This is a genomic window from Crossiella sp. NPDC003009, from assembly GCF_053591555.1.
This window is the reverse complement of record NZ_JBSFUA010000023.1, coordinates 85,317-103,178: the sequence shown is the minus strand read 5'-3', so window position 1 is coordinate 103,178 and position 17,862 is coordinate 85,317. Positions and strand designations below refer to the sequence as shown.

18 protein-coding genes are annotated in these 17,862 nt (G+C 71.4%); 7 read left to right on the top strand and 11 right to left on the bottom strand.

Features of this window, described 5'->3' with window-relative positions; translation table 11 throughout:
• Window position 1 precedes the first annotated feature (1 nt).
• From ACWDY5_RS23665 to ACWDY5_RS23655, 3 genes are read right to left on the bottom strand one after another with little or no spacing between them, the layout of a single operon-like run.
• Complete coding sequence (locus ACWDY5_RS23665) at window positions 2–760, bottom strand: hypothetical protein (RefSeq protein WP_449724344.1); 759 nt, start codon at window positions 758–760, stop codon at window positions 2–4.
• Window positions 753–2,276 carry a substrate-binding domain-containing protein gene (locus ACWDY5_RS23660; RefSeq protein WP_449724343.1) on the bottom strand — a complete coding sequence of 508 codons (1,524 nt, stop codon included), beginning with the start codon at window positions 2,274–2,276 and terminating at the stop codon, window positions 753–755. The genes ACWDY5_RS23665 and ACWDY5_RS23660 overlap by 8 nt, the downstream gene beginning before the upstream one ends.
• Complete coding sequence (locus ACWDY5_RS23655) at window positions 2,273–3,478, bottom strand: hypothetical protein (RefSeq protein WP_449724342.1); 1,206 nt, start codon at window positions 3,476–3,478, stop codon at window positions 2,273–2,275. The genes ACWDY5_RS23660 and ACWDY5_RS23655 overlap by 4 nt, the downstream gene beginning before the upstream one ends.
• Before the next feature lie 120 nt (window positions 3,479–3,598).
• On the opposite strand from ACWDY5_RS23655, the gene ACWDY5_RS23650 reads away from it, so the two are divergent.
• The 4 genes from ACWDY5_RS23650 to ACWDY5_RS23635 are packed head-to-tail and all read left to right on the top strand — an operon-like array spanning window position 3,599 to window position 6,355.
• Window positions 3,599–4,063 carry a GbsR/MarR family transcriptional regulator gene (locus tag ACWDY5_RS23650; RefSeq protein WP_449724341.1) on the top strand — a complete coding sequence of 155 codons (465 nt, stop codon included), beginning with the start codon at window positions 3,599–3,601 and terminating at the stop codon, window positions 4,061–4,063.
• Window positions 4,060–4,917 carry an ABC transporter ATP-binding protein gene (locus tag ACWDY5_RS23645; protein WP_449724340.1) on the top strand — a complete coding sequence of 286 codons (858 nt, stop codon included), beginning with the start codon at window positions 4,060–4,062 and terminating at the stop codon, window positions 4,915–4,917. The genes ACWDY5_RS23650 and ACWDY5_RS23645 overlap by 4 nt, the downstream gene beginning before the upstream one ends.
• Complete coding sequence (locus tag ACWDY5_RS23640) at window positions 4,914–5,624, top strand: fluoroquinolone export ABC transporter permease subunit (protein WP_449724339.1); 711 nt, start codon at window positions 4,914–4,916, stop codon at window positions 5,622–5,624. The genes ACWDY5_RS23645 and ACWDY5_RS23640 overlap by 4 nt, the downstream gene beginning before the upstream one ends.
• On the top strand, window positions 5,621–6,355 hold the full coding sequence (locus tag ACWDY5_RS23635) for an ABC transporter permease (protein WP_449724338.1): 735 nt from the start codon (window positions 5,621–5,623) through the stop codon (window positions 6,353–6,355). The genes ACWDY5_RS23640 and ACWDY5_RS23635 overlap by 4 nt, the downstream gene beginning before the upstream one ends.
• Before the next feature lie 10 nt (window positions 6,356–6,365).
• On the opposite strand, the gene ACWDY5_RS23630 is transcribed toward ACWDY5_RS23635, so the two are convergent.
• The 6 genes from ACWDY5_RS23630 to ACWDY5_RS23605 all read right to left on the bottom strand — a co-directional run bounded on the left by ACWDY5_RS23630 (window position 6,366) and on the right by ACWDY5_RS23605 (window position 11,585).
• Window positions 6,366–6,794 carry a nucleoside deaminase gene (locus ACWDY5_RS23630; RefSeq protein WP_449724368.1) on the bottom strand — a complete coding sequence of 143 codons (429 nt, stop codon included), beginning with the start codon at window positions 6,792–6,794 and terminating at the stop codon, window positions 6,366–6,368.
• Window positions 6,795–6,805: 11 nt separating this feature from the next.
• Window positions 6,806–8,002 (bottom strand): oxygenase MpaB family protein, encoded by a 1,197-nt coding sequence (locus ACWDY5_RS23625; protein ID WP_449724337.1) that lies wholly within the window; start codon window positions 8,000–8,002, stop codon window positions 6,806–6,808.
• 223 nt (window positions 8,003–8,225) lie between these two features.
• Window positions 8,226–8,831, bottom strand: a complete 606-nt coding sequence (locus tag ACWDY5_RS23620) for a response regulator (protein WP_449724336.1) — start codon at window positions 8,829–8,831, stop codon at window positions 8,226–8,228.
• Window positions 8,828–9,949 carry a sensor histidine kinase gene (locus ACWDY5_RS23615; protein WP_449724335.1) on the bottom strand — a complete coding sequence of 374 codons (1,122 nt, stop codon included), beginning with the start codon at window positions 9,947–9,949 and terminating at the stop codon, window positions 8,828–8,830. The genes ACWDY5_RS23620 and ACWDY5_RS23615 overlap by 4 nt, the downstream gene beginning before the upstream one ends.
• Before the next feature lie 14 nt (window positions 9,950–9,963).
• Complete coding sequence (locus tag ACWDY5_RS23610; RefSeq protein ID WP_449724334.1) at window positions 9,964–10,692, bottom strand: ABC transporter permease; 729 nt, start codon at window positions 10,690–10,692, stop codon at window positions 9,964–9,966.
• Entirely contained in the window at window positions 10,692–11,585 is an 894-nt protein-coding gene (locus ACWDY5_RS23605; protein WP_449724333.1) for an ABC transporter ATP-binding protein, read from the bottom strand. The genes ACWDY5_RS23610 and ACWDY5_RS23605 overlap by 1 nt, the downstream gene beginning before the upstream one ends.
• Window positions 11,586–11,755: 170 nt before the next feature.
• On the opposite strand from ACWDY5_RS23605, the gene ACWDY5_RS23600 reads away from it, so the two are divergent.
• From ACWDY5_RS23600 to ACWDY5_RS23590, 3 genes are read left to right on the top strand one after another with little or no spacing between them, the layout of a single operon-like run.
• On the top strand, window positions 11,756–14,734 hold the full coding sequence (locus tag ACWDY5_RS23600) for an endo-alpha-N-acetylgalactosaminidase family protein (protein ID WP_449724332.1): 2,979 nt from the start codon (window positions 11,756–11,758) through the stop codon (window positions 14,732–14,734).
• 14 nt (window positions 14,735–14,748) lie between these two features.
• Window positions 14,749–15,393, top strand: coding sequence for a response regulator (locus ACWDY5_RS23595; protein WP_449724331.1), 645 nt, complete (start codon window positions 14,749–14,751; stop codon window positions 15,391–15,393).
• Window positions 15,386–15,808, top strand: coding sequence for a hypothetical protein (locus ACWDY5_RS23590; RefSeq protein WP_449724330.1), 423 nt, complete (start codon window positions 15,386–15,388; stop codon window positions 15,806–15,808). Before ACWDY5_RS23595 ends, ACWDY5_RS23590 begins: the two co-directional genes overlap by 8 nt.
• On the opposite strand, the gene ACWDY5_RS23585 is transcribed toward ACWDY5_RS23590, so the two are convergent.
• On the bottom strand, window positions 15,798–17,243 hold the full coding sequence (locus ACWDY5_RS23585; RefSeq protein WP_449724329.1) for a hypothetical protein: 1,446 nt from the start codon (window positions 17,241–17,243) through the stop codon (window positions 15,798–15,800). The two genes, ACWDY5_RS23590 and ACWDY5_RS23585, sit on opposite strands and share 11 nt — an antisense overlap.
• Before the next feature lie 102 nt (window positions 17,244–17,345).
• On the bottom strand, window positions 17,346–17,804 hold the full coding sequence (locus ACWDY5_RS23580) for an NUDIX domain-containing protein (protein WP_449724328.1): 459 nt from the start codon (window positions 17,802–17,804) through the stop codon (window positions 17,346–17,348).
• Window positions 17,805–17,862 lie beyond the last annotated feature (58 nt).

The following is a 17,862-nucleotide window of genomic DNA, read 5'->3' as shown; positions in this document are numbered from 1 at the left end:
GCTACTGGAAGATCGCGATCGGGAGGACGACCAGTTCCTGGGTGTCGTGTTGCCAGGACTGGACCTTGCCGAGGCAGCGGGCTTGGAACCACCCGTCGGGGACCTGGCCGTAGCGCAGGTCGTCGGGGTGGCAGTCCAGGCGGATGGTGGCGGTGGTGGCCGGGGACTCCGGAGTGCCGTAGGCGGCCTGGAAGGTCGCGGGCGCGCCGGTGCGGTTGAGCAGGCGGAACTGGCCGCGGATGGAGACGTAGCGGTCCAGGTGGCGCAGGTGGGCGTGTTCGCCGGTGGTGTCGGGGTCGAGGGTGGCCAGGGCCTTGGTCAGGGCGGGGTTGCGGCGGATGGTGCGGCGGCGCAGGTCCACGTGCACCACGCCGTCGGCGGACTCCAGGGCGCGGAGCACGTCGCCGATGACCGCGATGGGCTGGTTCTGCGCGATGTAGCGGACGACCACCTCGCGGCCCGCGGTGTGGCCGGCGCCCGCGCCGCCACGGAAGACCTTGAGGCCGAACCAGCGGGACTTGGCGGTGTCCACCTTCTCCTGCACCTCCCGGCGCAGCGCGTCGCCGTAGCCGCCGGAGAGGTAGAGGTTCATCACCGACTTCTCGTGCAGGTAGAAGGCCAGGTCGGGGAAGACCGCGGGGCGGCGGTTCGCGCGCACCGCCAGCACCAGGGTGACCAGCATGGTGAGCACGGCCAGCGCGGTGACCAGCCAGACCACCGCCCAGAAACCCCAGACCGACCACCAGAGCTCGTTATCCACAGCCACGGATCTCCTTCACCGCCGCGAGCAGCGAGGTCTGGGCGGCCTCGACCAGGCGGCCGCCGGTGGCCCGCGCGGCCCTGGTCAGTTCCGCCGGGTCGGCCGAGCCGAAGCGGATCGCGTACGTGGGCACTGATTTCGTCTCGGCGGGCAGGGTTTCCCGCTCGCGCAGGAACTGGTCAAGACCGAGGCCGGTGTTGTTCTCGCCGTCGGTCATCAGCACGATCGAGGCCGGGCCCTTGACCGTGCGATAGGCCTGGGCCAGCGCGGACCAGATCGCGGTGCCCTTGCCCAGCCCGCCGGTGGCCAGCACGCGGTTGACCGGGTCCAGGTCGCCGGGACCGGACACGGTGACCGTCTTCTCCTCCAGCACCTCTCCGGCGAAGCGGAGCACGGTGATGGTCTCGCCGCGGTGGAAGCGGTCGAACCCGCCCGCGCCACTGAGCTCCCGGAACGCCGCCCGCAGCTCCTCGATCCGGCTGCCGGCCATGGAGGCGGAGAAGTCCAGCACGAACACCACCTGCCTGCCCGCGCCGGAGGTGGCCCGGTCGTAAGCGGCGAGCAGGGTGTCCACCACCTCCTGCCGGTCCGGGAAGTACAGCGAGTTGCCGATCTCCGGGCGCAGCGCCTCGGTGCGCGGCAGCGCGGGGTCGATCGGCCGCCGCGCGGTGCGCTCCATGATCATCCGCTGCGCGCGTGCGGACCGCAGCCATTCGGCCACCCGGTCGTAGGCGGCACGTTTGGCGTTGTCCAGCAACAGCAGCGGGTAGTCCGACAGGACGATGCCGTCTCGCGGGTAGAGGATCTCCAGTGGTTCCCTGAGCTGTCCGCTGGCTTGCAGGGACAGCAGCACCGACTCGTGGTTGACCAGCGCGTCGACCTGGTCCTGGCGTGTGACGTACTCCGCGGCCAGGCCGGTGGTGCTGTTCGCGGTGAAGGCCTGGCCGGTGAAGAAGCCGCGCAGCTTGTCGCAGGCCACGTCCTCCGGCCGCAGCGAGACCCCGGTGCCCGCGGCCGCGGTGGCCACCCCGATCAGCGCGGACAGACCGCTGCCGGTGACGTGCGGATCGGCCATGCCGAAGGTGAACTCACCGGCGGCGGCCTTGGCTGCGAGGTCGGCCCAGGTCGGCTGGCCGCCGGGCACACCGGCCCGCAACTGCTTGGCCTTGCTCGCTTTCACGCCGACCACCAGCGGGGAGAGCATGGTGCGGGTGCTGATCGGGGCCGGTCCGGGCTGACCGGCTTTGCGGGTGCGCAGCTGGAAGTAGCGGTCGGAGGACAGCCAGGCCAGGTCGTGCCGGTACTCGCCGGGGTTGAGCGCCTTGCTGGCCTCGACCGTGCCCCGGTGGTCCATGGCCAGCTCGATCCCGGTGTCCCGCTTCAGCTCCGCCAGCACCGGGGCCAGGTCGGCCAGCTCGGAGCTGGCCAGCACGGACAGCCGCACCGGCTCCGGCGGGCTCCCGGTGCACGCGGCGGCCAGAGCCAGCACAAGCGCGGCGGCGGCCAGGCGTCTCATCGGGGCACCTCGGGGCACTCGCCCACCCTGGTGATCATCTTCTCCAGCAGCGGGACCGAGGGCAGGAAGGTCTCGGTGTCGCCGATCCCGGTCTGCGGCACCGGCAACCCGTTGCGTTGCAACAGCTCCGAGAGCTGCCCGGTGGCCAGGGTGCCGTCGGGTTCGAGCACCCGCAGGCCCAGCGCCAGCGCGCGGGCGCGCAGCTCGGGGTGAGTGGTGATCAGGTCGCCGAGCCGGGCACCGCCCGCGGTGAGCGCGATCAGCTCGGGCACGGTCTGCAGCTGCGCCTCCGGGTAGAGCAGCACCCGCTGGTGGTCCGGCTGACCGGTCTGCTCCTTGACCCGCAGCTGGTGGGCCAGGAACTGGTGCTCGTAGATCACCGCCACCGGGGCCAGGCCCCGGCCCTCCGGGGCGAAGTACAGCCGGGCGACCTCCTCGTTGGCCAGGCCCTGGCTGGTCAGCCAAGGTTTGATCCGGTCGGCCAGCCGCAGCGCCTCGGCCTCGGTCACCGGCACCTGGTTGTTGTTGGCCACGAAGGCGATCAGGCCGAGGTAGACCCCGGCCGAGTTGGACCAGCACACGTCCGAGCTCTGCGCGAGCACCCGGTTGCCGTTGGCCGGTCCGAGCTCCCGCCAGCTCGTGCCGGAGTCCATCAGCCGGACGAACTCCGGCATGACCAGGTTGTAGTAGTAGTCCTGCTTGCCGTCCGCGCTGTCCTGTTTGCTCGCGGCGTTGCGGGAGGCCAGGCCCTCGGCGTAGTTGCGGAAGGTGGCCAGCACCAGCGGGCTGAAGAACGGCTTGTACACCTTGAAGTACTGCCGGTCTCGCTGCCGCTGGTCACGGATGATCTTGGCCGCGGGCTGGCCGGAGGGGAAGACGAAGTCGTAGGCGCTGACGTCGTTGTTGGCGATGTCCCGCGAACCGGCCTTGGTGAGGTGCACCTGGATGCCGTGCCGCATCAGGATCCGCCGGACCTGTTCGTCGGCGAAGAACTCCGACTTGGAGGCGAGCTTGCCCTCCAGCACCACCGTCCGGTTGAACGGCAGCGTGATCGTGCCGGAGACCACCAGCGCGACGGTGCCCGAAAGGGCGATCAGCGCGGCCGCCCAGAAGGGCAGCAGGAAGCGGCGCCGGCGGAAGGCCGAGCGGGGTGGATCGACAATGCGCAGGGCCGGGTCGTCGGTCGTTGTCTGGTTCGCCACCACGAACTCCCCCAGGGATTCGACAGTCCCGGCAGTGCGTCGCGGAACCGGGCCCAGACGTTACGCATTACCTTTCAGAAGTATTTGAAACTTCAGACGGACGGGCGTAGCGTGGGCCGGGTGAAGCGAACGGCGTTGCACGAGTACGCGGACGAGGTCGGCCTGTTCTTCCAGGAGCAGGGCGTGCCGCTGATGCCGGGGCGGGTGCTGGGCTGGCTGCTGGTGTGCGATCCGCCGGAGCAGTCGGCCGAGGACATCGCCGAGGCGCTGCAGGCCAGCCGGGGCGCGATCAGCATGGCCACCCAGATGCTGCAGACCGTGGGCGCGGTGGAGCGGGTCAAGGTGGCCGGGACCCGGCGGATCTTCTACCGGTTGCGGCCCGGGTTCTGGCTGCGCGAGGCCGAGGAGAAGGCCAGGGTGGCCCGCGACTGGCACGCGCTGATGGCGCGCGGGCTCGGTCTGCTGGACGGGCAGGACGAACCGCGGCGGGAGCGGGTGCGGGAGGCGCACGAGATGTATGAGTTCCTGGCCGAGGAGTACGAGCGGATCAAGGACCGGTGGGCGCGGCGGAAGGCGGGGTCGTGAGCGTCATCGAGGTGGCGGACCTGACCTTCCGGTATCCGAGGACGGCCGAGCCGACGGTGCGCGGGATGAGCTTTTCCGTTGCCCAGGGCGAGGTTTTCGGGTTCCTGGGGCCGAGCGGGGCGGGCAAGTCGACCACGCAGAAGATCCTGATCGGGCTGCTCACCGGGTTCGGCGGGCAGGTGTCGGTGTGGGGCCGCGAGCCGGTGGCCTGGGGCGCGGAGTACTACCGGCGGATCGGGGTGTCCTTCGAGCTGCCCAACCACTACCAGAAGCTGACCGCGCTGGAGAACCTGGAGTTCTTCTCCTCGCTCTATAATGGACAGACAATGGACCCGTTGGCGGCGCTGGAGATGGTGGACCTGGTCCCGGCGGCGCACACCAGGGTCGGCCGGTTCTCCAAGGGCATGCAGATGCGGCTGGTGTTCGCCCGCGCGCTGCTGCACCGGCCGGAGCTGCTGTTCCTGGACGAGCCGACCTCCGGGCTGGATCCGGTGAACGCGCGGCGGGTCAAGGACATCGTGCTGCGGCTGCGCGCGGAGGGCACCACGGTGTTCCTCACCACGCACGACATGGCCACCGCGGACGAGCTGTGCGACCGGGTGGCCTTCGTCGACCAGGGCGTGATCGCGGCCCTGGACTCCCCGGCCGAGCACAAGGTCCGGCGCGGCAGCCGCACGGTCAGGGTGACCTACCGGGAACCGGACGGCTCGTTGCGGGACAGGGACTTCCCGCTGCACGGCTTCGCCGACGACGCCGCCTTCCGGGCGCTGGCGGACCGGATCGAGGCGCTGCACAGCCAGGAGGCGAGCCTGGAGGACGTCTTCGCCGAGGTCACCGGCAGGTCGCTGGCATGAGCGCGACCCTCGCGGCGCTGCGCCTGGACCTGCGGTTGCAGCGGCGTTACGGCTTCCTGTACGCGGCGGTGTTCGCGGCCGTGCTGTGGATCGTGGTGCTCAGCCTGCTGCCCGCACGGCTGCTGGGCGTGGCGCTGCCCTACGTGCTCTTCGGCGACCTGGCCATCGTCGGGTTCTTCTTCATCGCCGCGGCGGTGTTCTTCGAGAAGGGCGAGCGCACGCTGTTCGCGCTGCTCAGCACGCCGCTGCGGTTCCGCGAGTACCTGCTGGCCAAGCTCGGCACACTGACCCTGCTCGCGGTCGGGGTGAGCCTGGCGGTGGTGATCACCGTGCGCGGCCTGGACTTCCGGCCTATCCCGTTCCTGGCCGGGGTGGTGCTGACCTCGCTGCTGATGATCCTGCTGGGCTTCGTCACCGCGGCGCCTTACCCGTCGGTGAGCGAGTGGCTGATGCCCGCGCTGGTGCCGCTGCTGCTCGTCAACGTGCCGCTGCTCAACTACGCCGGGGTGTGGCCAGAACCGTTGCTGTACCTCATTCCCACCCAGGGTTCGCTGCTGCTGCTCGGCGCGGCCTTCGACCAGGTCGAGCTGACCTGGCCACAGCTGGCCTACGCCCTCGGCTACCAGGCGCTGTGGATCGCAGCGCTTTTTCTGTTGTCCCGCAAGGTGTTCGAGCGTTTTGTCATCACCAGGGAGGGCGCGGCGTGAACACCCTGATCCGCACGTTCGGCCGCAACGACCTGCGCGCGATCCGCGGCGACACCATGCTGGTCACCGTGCTGCTCGCCCCGGTGATCTACGCCGCCGGCCTGTGGGCGGTCCCGGCGGTGACCCGGTTCGCGGCTGCCTCCTGGGCGCTCGACCTGACCCCCTACCACCCGCTGATCGTCAGCGCCTTGGGCGTGCTCGGTCCGGCCATGGTGCTGGGCAGCCTGTGCGGTCTGCTCCTGCTGGACGACAAGGACCAGCGCACCCTGCTCGCGCTCCGGGTGACGCCCGCGCCGCGCTCGGCGTATCCGGCCTACCGGGCGCTCACCACGGTGCTGCTGGCCACGGTCGCGGTGGAGCTCACGCTGGTGCTGTCGGGCCTGCTCACCGGGGCGGCGCTGGTCAAGGGGATCGGGGTGGCGGCGCTGACCGGGCTGCTGTCCGTCCTCATTGGACTGACCATGGGGGCGTTGGCGGGCAACAAGGTCGAGGGCATCGCGATCATCAAGGGCCTGGGCATGCTGGTGGCCGCGATCCCGCTGATCCCGTTCTTCCTGCTGGACTCGCCGTGGCAGCTGGCCTTCGGGGTGCTGCCCTCGTACTGGCCAGCTCGCGCGCTGTGGGCGGCGATGGACGGTGGGGTGTTCTGGCCGTACCTGCTCGGCGGGCTGGCCTACAACGCGCTGCTCATGGTGGTCCTGCTGCGGATCACCGCGCGCCGAGGGGCCTGAGCGGGTTCGGCTAGTCCACCCCGATGTCCTCGTGCCACAGCTCCGGGTTCGCCGCGATGAACTCCGTCATCAGCGCCACGCACTCCGGATCGTCCAGCAGCGTCACCCGCACCCCGTGCCCGGCCAGCCACTCGTGCTGTCCGGTGAAGGTGCGGGACTCGCCGACCACCAGGTTGCTGATGCCGAACTGGCGGATCAGGCCCGAGCAGTACCAGCACGGGGACAGCGTGGTGACCATGGTCGTGCCGCGGTAGCTGGACTGGCGGCCGGCGTTGCGGAAGGCGGCGGTCTCGCCGTGGGTGGAGGCGTCGCCGTCCTGGACGCGGCGGTTGTGGCCGCGGCCGAGCAGGGTGCCGTCCGCGCCGAAGAGGGCGGCCCCGATCGGGATGCCGCCCTCGGCCAGACCGGCGCGGGCTTCCTCGACCGCGACCGCCAGCATCTCCTGCGGGGTCACGGCTTGCCGCCGCCGGCGCCGTCACCGTGGGCGGCGCGGAGCACCTCGACGTAGGCCTTGCGGGCGGCGTGGCCGTGCACGGCCTGCGCGGTGCGGAAGGCCGGAATGCGCCGGTAGGTCAGCTCGGCCAGAGTGTTCAGCGCGCCGGCCACCCGGACCAGTGCGCGAGCGGTCGGGTCATCGGGCATGCCGAGGGAGTCGGCGCTGGCCGGGCCGATCACGATCCGGCTGATCGCGGTGTGCACGCGTTCGGCCCAGCGGGCGCGCAGGGCGCTCTGGTCGGGGCGGGGGCGCTGGTAGGCGGCGCGCAGGTCGGCGGCCAGGGTGCGGGAGTCCTCGTCCGGGATCAGCTCGGTGGCGGCCTGTTCCCAGAGGTGTTGCCAGGCTTCGGCTTCATCCGCGGGGAGCATGTCCTCCTCGATGCCGACCAGCCAGCCGACGTAGCGCCACAGGTGCAGGATGTCGGCGCGTTCCTGGGCGGTGTAACGGATGCCGAGGACCTGGGTGGCCTCCATGACGCCGAGGGAGAACATCAGGGTGAGCTGGTTGGCCTGGGCGTCGTTGAGCGGCTGGTCCCAGGCGGCCAGGTCCCAGTCACCTCGGCGCAGCAGCACGTCGCGGATGTGCGCGTGCACCAGGCGGACCCGCAGCGCGGCCGCGTAGCCGACGCCGCCGCGGACCAGGCTGCCCGGGGTGCTCACGTCCAGCCACCAGCTGGCGGTGTTGAGCACCCGGCGGCTGGTGGCCTTGCCGGTCTGGCCGGTGGAGGTCAGCGTCTTGCACACCCGTAACGAGTGGAAGCCGACCACCAGGTAGACATCGCACAGGGTGAACGCGGCCAGCTTGCCGCCGCGGCTGATCGCCTCCGCGCCGCGGCGCAGCCGCTGCTGGTCCACCCAGGCGGGGGTGCGTTCCACCGCGCGGAAGAACGCGACCAGCTCCTCCGGCGGGTTCTCGATCGAGTCGATGCCGTCCTGGCAGGCCCGGGTGAACAGCTCGCGGCCCTCGCCTTTGAGCCGGTGCATCATCGCGACCAGGCCGTCGCCGAGGGCGTCGACGGTGGTGGCTCGGTGTCGCAGGTGCGCCAGCCGCTCCGCACCCGGGGTGCGCGCGGAGTGTCCGCGACGGGCGGCGGTGGTCCGGAACGCGCTGTTGGTCAACGCGGCGGTGTGGTCCAGACTGACCGTCGTCATGCCAGGCTCCTCGCAGGGGTCGGGGGCCGATCTTCTCCCCGGATTCTCACTCGCGCCGGGCAGGTTTCGCCAGGGTTTGCCCGGTCTCGGTTAGGAATCTCCCGGCTTTGTCCGGACCCGTTCGCGACGCGAACCGCGGTTCCCGTTGTGGGCCAAGCGAAACCCCTCGGGGACCGTCCAACCCGGACTTCTCGCGTGTCCGGCCAGGCACTCTGCGTATCCTTCACAGCCAGCCGCGGTCGGCCGCGGCGCGCACCGCCTCGATCCGGTTGCGGGTGCCGGTCTTCTGGATCGCCGAGGACAGGTAGTTGCGCACGGTGCTTTCCGACAGGAACAGCTGGGCGGCCAGGTCAGCCACGGTGGCCCCGTCCGCGGCGGCGGCCAGCAGCTCGCGTTCCCGCTCGGTGAGCGGGTTCGGGCCCGAGCGCAGCGCCGCGGCGGCCAGTCCGGGGTCGATGACCTGCTCACCGGCCAGGACCCGGCGGATCGCGACGGCCAGCTGCTCCACCGGGCCGTCCTTGACCAGGAACCCGCTGGCCCCCGCCTCCATGGCCCGGCGCAGGTAGCCGGGGCGGCCGAAGGTGGTGACGATCAAGATCCGGCAGGACGGTAGCTGTTCGCGCAGGTCAGCGGCTGCCTCCAGCCCGCTGCGGCCGGGCATCTCGATGTCCAGCACGGCGATGTCCGGCCGGGTCTCCAGCGCCTTGGGCAGCACCTCGTCACCGGTGGCGGCCTCGGCCACCACCTCGATGTCCTCCTCAAGGCCGAGCAGCAGGGCCAGCGCGCCGCGCATCATGCCCTGGTCCTCGGCCAGCAACACCCTGATCACGACGCCTCCCCGGCAGGCAGGCTCACCCGCAGCGTGAACCCGGCGGCATTGCCCTGGGCGACCAGCTCACCGCCGGCGGCGCGCACCCGTTCGGCCAGGCCGCGCAGCCCGTTGCCCTCGGCGACCGGGCCGTCCGGCTGGTACGGACCGCTGCCTGGGCCGCCTGCCCAGCCGTCCCCGTCGTCGGTGATGCTCAGCTCCACCCGTTCCTCCAGTTCCCGCAGCTCGATCACGCACCGCCGGGCCCGCGCGTGCCGGAGCACGTTGGTGACACCTTCCCGCACCACCCAGCCCAGCAGCGCGCCCACCTCCCCCGGCAGCTCCCCCGGCTCCGGCAGCTGCGCGGCCACCCCCGCCGCGGTGAGCGCCGCCCGCGCCCCGGCCAGCTCCTCGGCCAAGCTCGGCTCGCGGTAGCCGGTGACGGCCTGCCGCACCTCCGAGAGCGCCCGCCGCCCCACCGTCTCGATATCGGCCGCCTGCTCCCCCGCCGCGGCCGGATCGCGCGGGATCAGCCGCCGCACCGCCTCCGCCTTGACCACCACCAGCGAGAGCGTGTGTCCAAGCAGGTCGTGGAGGTCCCTGGCGAAGCGCAGCCGTTCCCTGGTGACCGCGATGTGCGCCAGCTCCTCCCTGGCCGCCTCCAGCTCGCGGAACGCGCCGCCCAGGCGCAGCACCACGAAGGTCAGCATGCCGGCCAGGAAGGTGAGGAAGGCGCCGATCACGATCTGCGCGGCCTCGCTGCCCACCCACACCCCGAGCAGGTGCACCACCACCACACCGGCCACGTTCACCAGCGGCGCGCCGTACTCGACGGTGATCAGCGACCAGACCGCGAAGACGAACGGCATCGGCAGGTACCAGAACTCGCCGAGCTTCACCGCGAACACCAGCGCGATCGCGGTGAGCAGCACGGCCAGCGCGATGGACGGCCAGCGCGGGCCGCGCCTGCCCAGCAGCAGCCACACCGCGGCCGCGTAGGCCAGCGCGAACACCCCGAGCGCGATGGCGCCCAGGGTGTCGGCGCGCAGCGCGGGCAGCAGCAGGGAGGCCAGCCAGGGCAGCATCACCACCGGCGGCAGCTGACCGTGGATCGGATCGGTCACCGGCCTCGTCCGCATCCCCGCACCGTAGATCATGCCCGCCGCCCCCCGCGCTGGTATGCGTAGACCGCGAAGCCCGCGGCCAGCGCCAACCACCCGATCAGGATGCCGATCCCGGCCGCCGACGGGCCCTGCTCGAAGACCACCCGCCAGGACAGGTCGGCGTAGCGGTAGGTCGGGGTGTAGCGGGCCAGCTCGGCCAGCCAGTCCGGGAATGCGGCCAGCGGCATCCACAGGCCGCCCAGCAGCGACAGTCCGATGTAGACGAAGATGCCGGCCAGCTGGGCCACCCGGACCGAGAGCAGGTAGCCGACGGCGATGCCGGCCGCGGCGAAGGGCGCGGTGCCCAGCCACAGCAGGCCCACCACGGCCAGCCAGCGGCCCGCGGACAGCTGCACGTCGTTGACCAGCACCCCGGCCAGGCAGACCGAGAGCACCGGCGGCAGCGCCAGCAGCATCGAGATCAGCACCCTGCCCAGCACGATCCGCAACGGGGACAACGGGGTCAGTCGCAGCTGCCGCAGCCAGCCCATGGCCCGGTCCTCGGCGACGCCGACGCTGCTGTTGAGCACGCCGCTGATCGCACCGAAGGCGGACATGCTGATCATGGTGTAGAGCGCGGCGTGCCTGGGTTCCTGGCCGATGGCCACGTTGAGGTTGTTGAACACCACGTACATGATCAGCGGGGTGAGCACGCTCATGAACAGGAACCCGGTGTCCCGGCCCAGCCGCTTGCACTCGATGAGGATGTAGCCCAGCATCAGACAGCCGTCCGATCTTGTGCGGTGAGGGCCATGAAGGCCTCCTCCAGTCCGGCTCCGGTCACTTCCAGCTCGTGGATCGCGCCCAGTTCGGCCAGCCCGCGCACGGTGGCGTCGGAGTCGGCGCAGCTGAGGTGGGCGCGGCCGCCACGCATGGCCACCGAGAGCACCCCGGGCAGCCGGTGCAGCTGGACCGGGTTGAGCCCGCGCGGGTCGAGGGAGACCGTGGTCCCGCCGACCTGGCGGCGCAGCTCGGCCGGGGTGGCATCGGCCAGCGTGCGGCCCGCCGAGATCACCACCACCCGGTCGGCGTTCTCCTGCACCTCCTCCAGGTAGTGGCTGGAGAACAGCACGGTCCGGCCGCGGGCGGCGAAGGCCCGCAGGTAGGACCAGAACTCGCGGCGGTGCTCGACGTCAAGCGCGGTGGTGGGTTCGTCGAGCACCACCAGCTCCGGGTCACCGGCCATGGCCAGCGCGAACTGCACCCGACGCGCCTGCCCCCCGGACAGGGCGTCGGCCTTGCGCGCGGCCAGGTCGGTGAGCCCGGCGAGTCCCAGCACTTCGGCCAGCGGCAGCGGAGAGGGATAGCTACGCCGGACGAAGTCGACAAGCTCGCCCACGGTGACCCGCGGGATGAGCTTGGCATCCTGAGGCAGCACGCCGACCCGGCCGGCTCTGATCGCCGACTCCGGGGTGCCGCCGAACAACCTGACCTGCCCGGAGTCCGGGACCAGCAGGCCGAGCATCAGGTTGATCGTGGTCGACTTCCCGGCGCCGTTGGGGCCGAGCAGCGCCACCGTCTGCCCCGTGGGCACCGTCAGGTCGACGCCGTTGACCGCGCGGACCGGCCCGTAGGCCTTGGTCACCGCGGTCAGCTGGACTGCCTCGTTCATGGCACCCACCGTATTTTCTGGCGTTTGCGCAGGTAAGAGTGCTTTGTCCAGCGTTGGCCAGTACACATGTCCCGACCCGGCTTTGTTCAGTCCTGATTGATTGAGTGTTGACTAATGATGTTTAGCGCCATAGAACAAGCACATTCGCGCAGTCGATCGTGGAGGTGCCCGTGTCGACCCGCCTGTCCCCCGTGGTGTTAGCCGCCGCCCTGACCCTGCTCGCCCCCGCGCTACCGGCTGCCGCCCAACCCGAGCTGACCCTGCGCTCGGCCGAGCTGAGCGTGGCCGTGGGCGCGGAGTTCCCCCGGGTGGTCAGCTACACCGACCGCCGCTCCGGCGCGGTGCTGCACGGCCGGTCCGCGCCGCTGACCTCGCTGCGGCTCAACGGAACCGAGTACCGGACCAGCGCCGCCGCCCGCCCGGCCGGTGGCGCGGTGCGCTACGCGCTGACCTTCCCCGACCTGCCCGGTGTGCGTCTGGCGGCCAGCCTGGCTCTCCATGGGCGTACCGTGACCTTCCGGATCGACCAGGTGCGCGACACCCAGGCCTTCCGGGTGGGCACCATCGACATCCCCGGCCACGACCTGCTCACCGTGCGCGCCGCCGACCCGGCCGCGCAGGTGGCCGCGGCCAGGGTGGAGCTGAACAAGAACGGCAATGGCGACCGGATCTACCCGGTCAACGCCGCCACCCCGCCGGACGCGCAGCCGCAGGGCTCGGCCTACGGCATGGTCAGCACCGGCAAGCTGGCCGCCGCCATCGAGACCAACTCCACCTACGACCAGGACGGCGGTCCGGGCGCGGATGAGAACGGCCGGATCTGGCGGCAGGCCAGGGCCACCGCGGACGGGCCCGCGGTGAGTGTCTGGAGTGGACGGTGGACGCACCGGGCCAAGGGCGCGCCGGACACCGAGCCCGCGCCCTGGGCCAAGGTCACGCTGACCGGGGAGCGCAACGGCGACGGCGTGCTGGACTGGCAGGACGCGGCGATCGCCTTCCGGGACATCATGTGGCAGCCCCAAGGCTGGCAGCGGACCAAGGACCGGGTGGTGCAGCGGATCCCGTTCAACATCGCCTCCTCGGCCACGCACCCGTTCACCCGCACCCTGGACGACACCAAGCGGGTCAACCTGGCCACCGACGGCCTCGGCCAGTTCGTGCTGCTCAAGGGCTACCAGTCCGAGGGCCACGACGCCGCGCACCCGGACTACGGCGGCCACTACAACGAGCGAGCAGGCGGCCTGCGCGGGCTGAACACCCTGTTGGAAAAGGGAAAGCGCTGGAACGCCGACTTCGGCGTGCACGTCAACGCGACCGAGTCCTACCCGGAGGCGAAGGCCTTCTCCGAGACGCTGGTGGACAAGAACAACAAGCAGTGGGCCTGGATGGACCAGTCCTACCGGATCAACCAGCGCCGCGACCTGACCTCCGGCGACCTCCAGCGCAGGCTGGCCCAGCTCCAGCGGGAGACCAAGGGCGGCTTGGACTTCCTGTACTTCGACGTGTTCCGGGAGACCGGCTGGACCGCGGACCGGTTGCAGCGCGAGGTGCGGCAGCTGGGCTGGGAGATGGCCACCGAGTGGTCGCACCGGCTGGAGCGGGAGACGCTGTGGACGCACTGGGCCACCGACATCGACTACAGCAGTGAGACCCACCGCGGCATCAACTCCACCATCATCCGACTGGCCCGCAACCACCAGAAGGACGTCTTCGTGCACCACCCGCTGCTGATGGGCGCGCGGATCGTGGAGTTCGAGGGCTGGACCGGCGAGACCGACTACCGGGCGTTCCTGGCCAACACCTTCGAGCAGAACCTGCCCACCAAGTACCTCCAGCACTTCCCGGTGCAGCGACTGTCCACTGTGGAGGCTGTGCTGGACGGCGGGCTCAAGGTGACCGCGCCCGGCGGCAAACGCCAGTTCCACCAGGACGGAAGGCTGATCTATGACGACGGCGCCTATCTGCTGCCCTGGTCGCCTGCCGCGCCGGACAAGGCCTACCACTGGAATCCCACTGGTGGCACCAGCACCTGGGCCCTGCCGCCCGCACTCGCCAAGTGGCCCAGCCTCCAGCTGTACCGGCTCACCGACGATGGCCGTGCGCACGTCGGCGCGCTGCCGGTGCGCGACGGGAAGGTGACCATCACCGCCGACGCGCGCACCCCGTACCTGGTCACCGCGCAGACCCCCGCGCCCGCGCCCAAGATGGGCTACGGCGAGGGCACGCCGACCGCGAACCCCGGCTTCGACTCCGGCGACCTCACCGGCTGGCGGCACAGCGGCGCGGTCACGGTCGAGACCAACGACCGCGGGCAGCGGGAAGCCGTGGTGCGCGGCGGATCGGCCGGCCTGAGCCAGCGGGTGCAGCTGCCGCCGGGTCAGTACGCGGCCTCGCTGATGGTGGAGGTCGAGCCCGGCAAGTCCAGGCCGGTCACCGTGTTCGCCGGCGGCAAGGAGACCCGGCTGGACCGCTCCACCGTGACCAACATCGTGGCCTCCGAGGAGAAGAAGGGCACAAAATCACAGCGGGTCCGAGTGTTCTTCACCAGCACCGGCGGCACCGAGGTCGGTGTCCGGGTCGGCGACGGTGACGCGGCGGTCCGGATCGACGACCTGCGCGTCACCCCCGCTCCCGACCCCGGCAGCCGCTGGGACTTCGAGCGGGTCGACCAGGGCTGGGGCCCGTTCGTGCCCGGCGGCGAGATCGCGCCCACCGACGCCCGCACCCACCTGGCCGAGAAGCACGCCCCGTTCACCCAGCGCGGCTGGCACGGCAAGGCGGTCGACGACGTGATCGAGGGCGACTGGAGCCTGAAGTCCTTCGAGTACGCCGCGCACCTGGTCTACCGGACCACCCCGGCCACGGTCCGCTTCGAGCCGGGCCACCGCTACCGGGTGAGCTTCAAGTACGCGGCCGCGGGCGGCGCCTACAGCTGGGTGGTCGGCGAGGACCCAGCCGACGGCAAGCCGAAGGACGTCACGGTGACCCCGCTGCCGGCCCGCGCCGAGCCCGGCACGCACACCGTGGAGTTCACCGCGTCCAGCTCCGGGGACAGCTGGGTCGGGCTGCGCAGGGCGGTCGGCGGCGACGCGGAAGAGCTGTCTTTGGACGAGTTTGCGGTGTTCCATCTCGGCCCGGCGGGGCGGTGATCCAGAATGGCCCCGTGCGTGTCGTCATCGCTGAAGACCTCGTCCTGCTCCGCGACGGCCTGATCAGGCTGCTCCAGGCGCACGACTTCGAGGTGGTCGCCGCCGTGGACAACGGCCGTGACCTGCTGGAAGCCCTCGTCAGGCATCGACCGGACGTGGCGGTCTGCGATGTGCGACTGCCACCGACGTTCACTGACGAGGGCCTCCGCGCCGCCATCGAGGCCCGGCGCAGGCTGCCGGGCCTGCCGGTGCTGATCCTGTCCCAGTACGTCGAGCAGCTCTACGCCCGTGAGCTGCTGTCGGACTCCGCCGGCGGCGTCGGCTACCTGCTCAAGGACCGGGTGGCCGACGTCGGGCAGTTCGTGGACGCGGTCAAGCGGGTCGCCGCCGGCGGCACCGCGATGGACCCGGACGTGATCGCCCAGCTGCTGGCCAGGCACGCCAGGGACAAGCCGGTCACCGCGCTCACCCCGCGCGAGCGCGAGGTGCTCAGCCTGATGGCCGAAGGCCGGTCCAACGCCGCCGTGGCCGCCCGGTTGTTCATCACCGAGAAGGCGGTCTCCAAGCACACCAACAACATCTTCAGCAAACTCGGCCTGCTGCCGGCCGAGGACGACAACCGCAGGGTGCTCGCGGTGCTGGCCTACCTCAATGGCTGACCCCGCGCGGCACATCCCGCTCTACGCCCGCCTCGCCCTGGCCGTGCTGCTCGGCGGCTTCGCGGCCGCACCCCTGGTCACCACGGTGCTGGTGGGGCTGTTCGCGGACACCGTCTGGCTGTGGGTGACCGTGCTCGGCGCGCTGGCCCTGGCCGTGCTGTGGCTGCTGTGCTGGGCGCTGGCCGCCGCCACGCCCACGGTCACCCCGCGCACCGCGACCCCGGCGGGCCGCCGCGGCTGGGCGCTGGTGATCGCCCCGGCCGCGGCGGCGCTGTCGGTGCTGCTGTGGCTGCCGGTCGACCTGCTCGGGCTGGCCCGCGGCCTGGAGACCATCCCGCTCGGCCTGGTCGGCGGCCTCGGGCTCGGGCTGACGGTGCTGGTGGACTGGCTGCTGGCCCGGCGGGTCACTGGTTGATGAACCAGCCGAAGGCGGCGTGCACTTCCTTGTCGGACTCGGTGACGTAGACCTGCGAGGGCGGCGGGCCGTCGGCGAGGAAGGTCCGGTAGTGCAGCACCCTGGGGCAGACCGAGCCGCCGACCTCCACCTTGGCGTCCACCACCCGCTTGCCGGTGCGCAGCTCGTAGGCCCGCACCGGGATGGCGATCTTGTGGAAGGCCACGCTGTGCGGGACTCGGGGCAGCAGCTTGTTCTGGTACAGGCAGCTGCGCACCATCGCGCCGTACTCCTTCTTGCCCGCGCAGACCACCAGCACCGCCTGGGTGGGGTCCTCGGTCTTCCACTCGCCGGGCAGCCTGCCGGTGTACTCGCCCTCACCGGCCATGATCGCCCGGTTGGTGCCCTTGCCGTAGGGCGGGGCCGCGCTGTACTGCGCGGGGCTGGCGCAGTAGGCGGACTTGGAGCCGCGCAGCAGGCGGCGCACGTTGTCCAGCTCGATGGCCAGGGTCGCCTTGCGCACGCCCTCCTCGGCCCGGCCGGTGAGCTCGTGGCCGGGGTACTGGTCGATCAGCTGCTGGTACTGCGCCTTGGCCTGCTCCCACTGCTTGCCGTCCATGATCAGGTCCCCGCACTCGGCCAGCGCGAGCGGCGCGTGCTTGCCGACCACCTCGGCGGCGCGGTCCAGGGTGTTCTTGGTGGCCTGCCGCTGCCGCAGCCAGGTGGTGACCACCACGGTGTGGCAGGGGCTCTTCGCGGGCAGGCCGCCGAGGAAGGCGTTGAGCACGGTGTCGGTCATCTTCTCGTGGCCAGGCAGGTTGGCCAGCACGTTGGCCAGCTCGTCGAACCCGGCCTTGAGCGCCTCGGTGTTCCCGGTCAGCGCCGCGGTGAGCTTGTCAGCGGAACGCCGCAACCGCTGACAGGCATCCGCGGTCTGCTCCCCGCGCACGGTCAACGGCGCGTCCGCCACCCGGTGCCCGAACCCGACCTCCTCCAGCGCGGACAACGCCTGCCCGCAGTCCCCGCGTTCCCTGGCCGCGGTGACCTCCCGCTCGATCCCGGCCGCGTCCAACCGCAGCAACCCGACCACCAGCAGCACCACCAGCGCGGTCGCCAGCGCCCACAGCCGCTGCCCCTTGCGGACCGCCTGCTCGGCGCGGCGGGCCAGGAACCAGCCGTGCCAGATCAGCAACAGCCACCAGCCGAGCAGCGTGAGCTCCAGCCAGGTCTCCCGGACCGTCCAGGTCTGCACCGCGACCAGGGTCAAGGTGACCAGCAGGGTGAGCACGCCGAGCCCGGCCCTGCGCATCAGGAAGTAGCCGACGCTCAACAGGGAGGCGTTGCCCAGCGCCACCGCCAACGGGTCCTGCGGCCGCGGCGGGGGCGGCGGCTCCGGCGCCCAGCCCGGTTCCGGCGCGGGGGCTGGCTCCGGCACCGGGAGTGTCGGGTAGTCCATCGGGCTCCTCCGTCGCGGATCGGGCTGTTGCCGTCACTGATTGTCGGCACCAGCCTGGGGAGCCCTCCCCGTTTTGGCCAACTCGTGACAGCAAGCTGCCGTTCAGCCCAGCAGTTCGGCCAACCGCGCCAGGAACACCCGCTGTCCCTTGACCAGTTTCACCGCCGCGGTCTCCAGGTCGAACCACGCCACCCGGTCCAGCTCCGGGAACTCCGCGAACTTCCCCGACCGCGGCGGCCACTCCATCCGGAAGGTCCCCGGCCCCACCCGCTCCAGGTCGACCGAGCCCTCCACCGCCCACACCGCGACCACCTTCGCCGACTGCCGCGCCTGTCCGAGCGGTAGCAGCTCCCCTTCCGGCGCGGGTAGCCCGAGCTCCTCCAGGAACTCCCGCCGGGCCGCGGCCTCCGGCGCCTCGTCCTCGGTGTGCTCGCCCTTGGGGATGGACCAGGCCGCCTCGTCCTTGCTCGACCAGAACGGGCCGCCCATGTGTCCGAGCAGGACTTCCACCCCGTTCTGGCCCCTGCGGTGGACCAGGATGCCCGCACTTCGCCGCGTCACCGGAACAGGGTAGAGCCGTCGACTACGCTTTCGGCGGAACTGGAGGGGGCAGGGTGTC

Coding starts and splice junctions, on each gene's coding strand:
- ACWDY5_RS23660 (WP_449724343.1), bottom strand. CDS start 2,276: ATGAGACGCCTGGCCGCCGCCGCGCTTGTGCTGGCTCTGGCCGCCGCG.
- ACWDY5_RS23640 (WP_449724339.1), top strand. CDS start 4,914: ATGAGCGCGACCCTCGCGGCGCTGCGCCTGGACCTGCGGTTGCAGCGG.
- ACWDY5_RS23630 (WP_449724368.1), bottom strand. CDS start 6,794: ATGCTGGCGGTCGCGGTCGAGGAAGCCCGCGCCGGTCTGGCCGAGGGC.
- ACWDY5_RS23625 (WP_449724337.1), bottom strand. CDS start 8,002: ATGACGACGGTCAGTCTGGACCACACCGCCGCGTTGACCAACAGCGCG.
- ACWDY5_RS23615 (WP_449724335.1), bottom strand. CDS start 9,949: ATGCGGACGAGGCCGGTGACCGATCCGATCCACGGTCAGCTGCCGCCG.
- ACWDY5_RS23610 (WP_449724334.1), bottom strand. CDS start 10,692: ATGCTGGGCTACATCCTCATCGAGTGCAAGCGGCTGGGCCGGGACACC.
- ACWDY5_RS23605 (WP_449724333.1), bottom strand. CDS start 11,585: ATGAACGAGGCAGTCCAGCTGACCGCGGTGACCAAGGCCTACGGGCCG.
- ACWDY5_RS23590 (WP_449724330.1), top strand. CDS start 15,386: ATGGCTGACCCCGCGCGGCACATCCCGCTCTACGCCCGCCTCGCCCTG.
- ACWDY5_RS23585 (WP_449724329.1), bottom strand. CDS start 17,243: ATGGACTACCCGACACTCCCGGTGCCGGAGCCAGCCCCCGCGCCGGAA.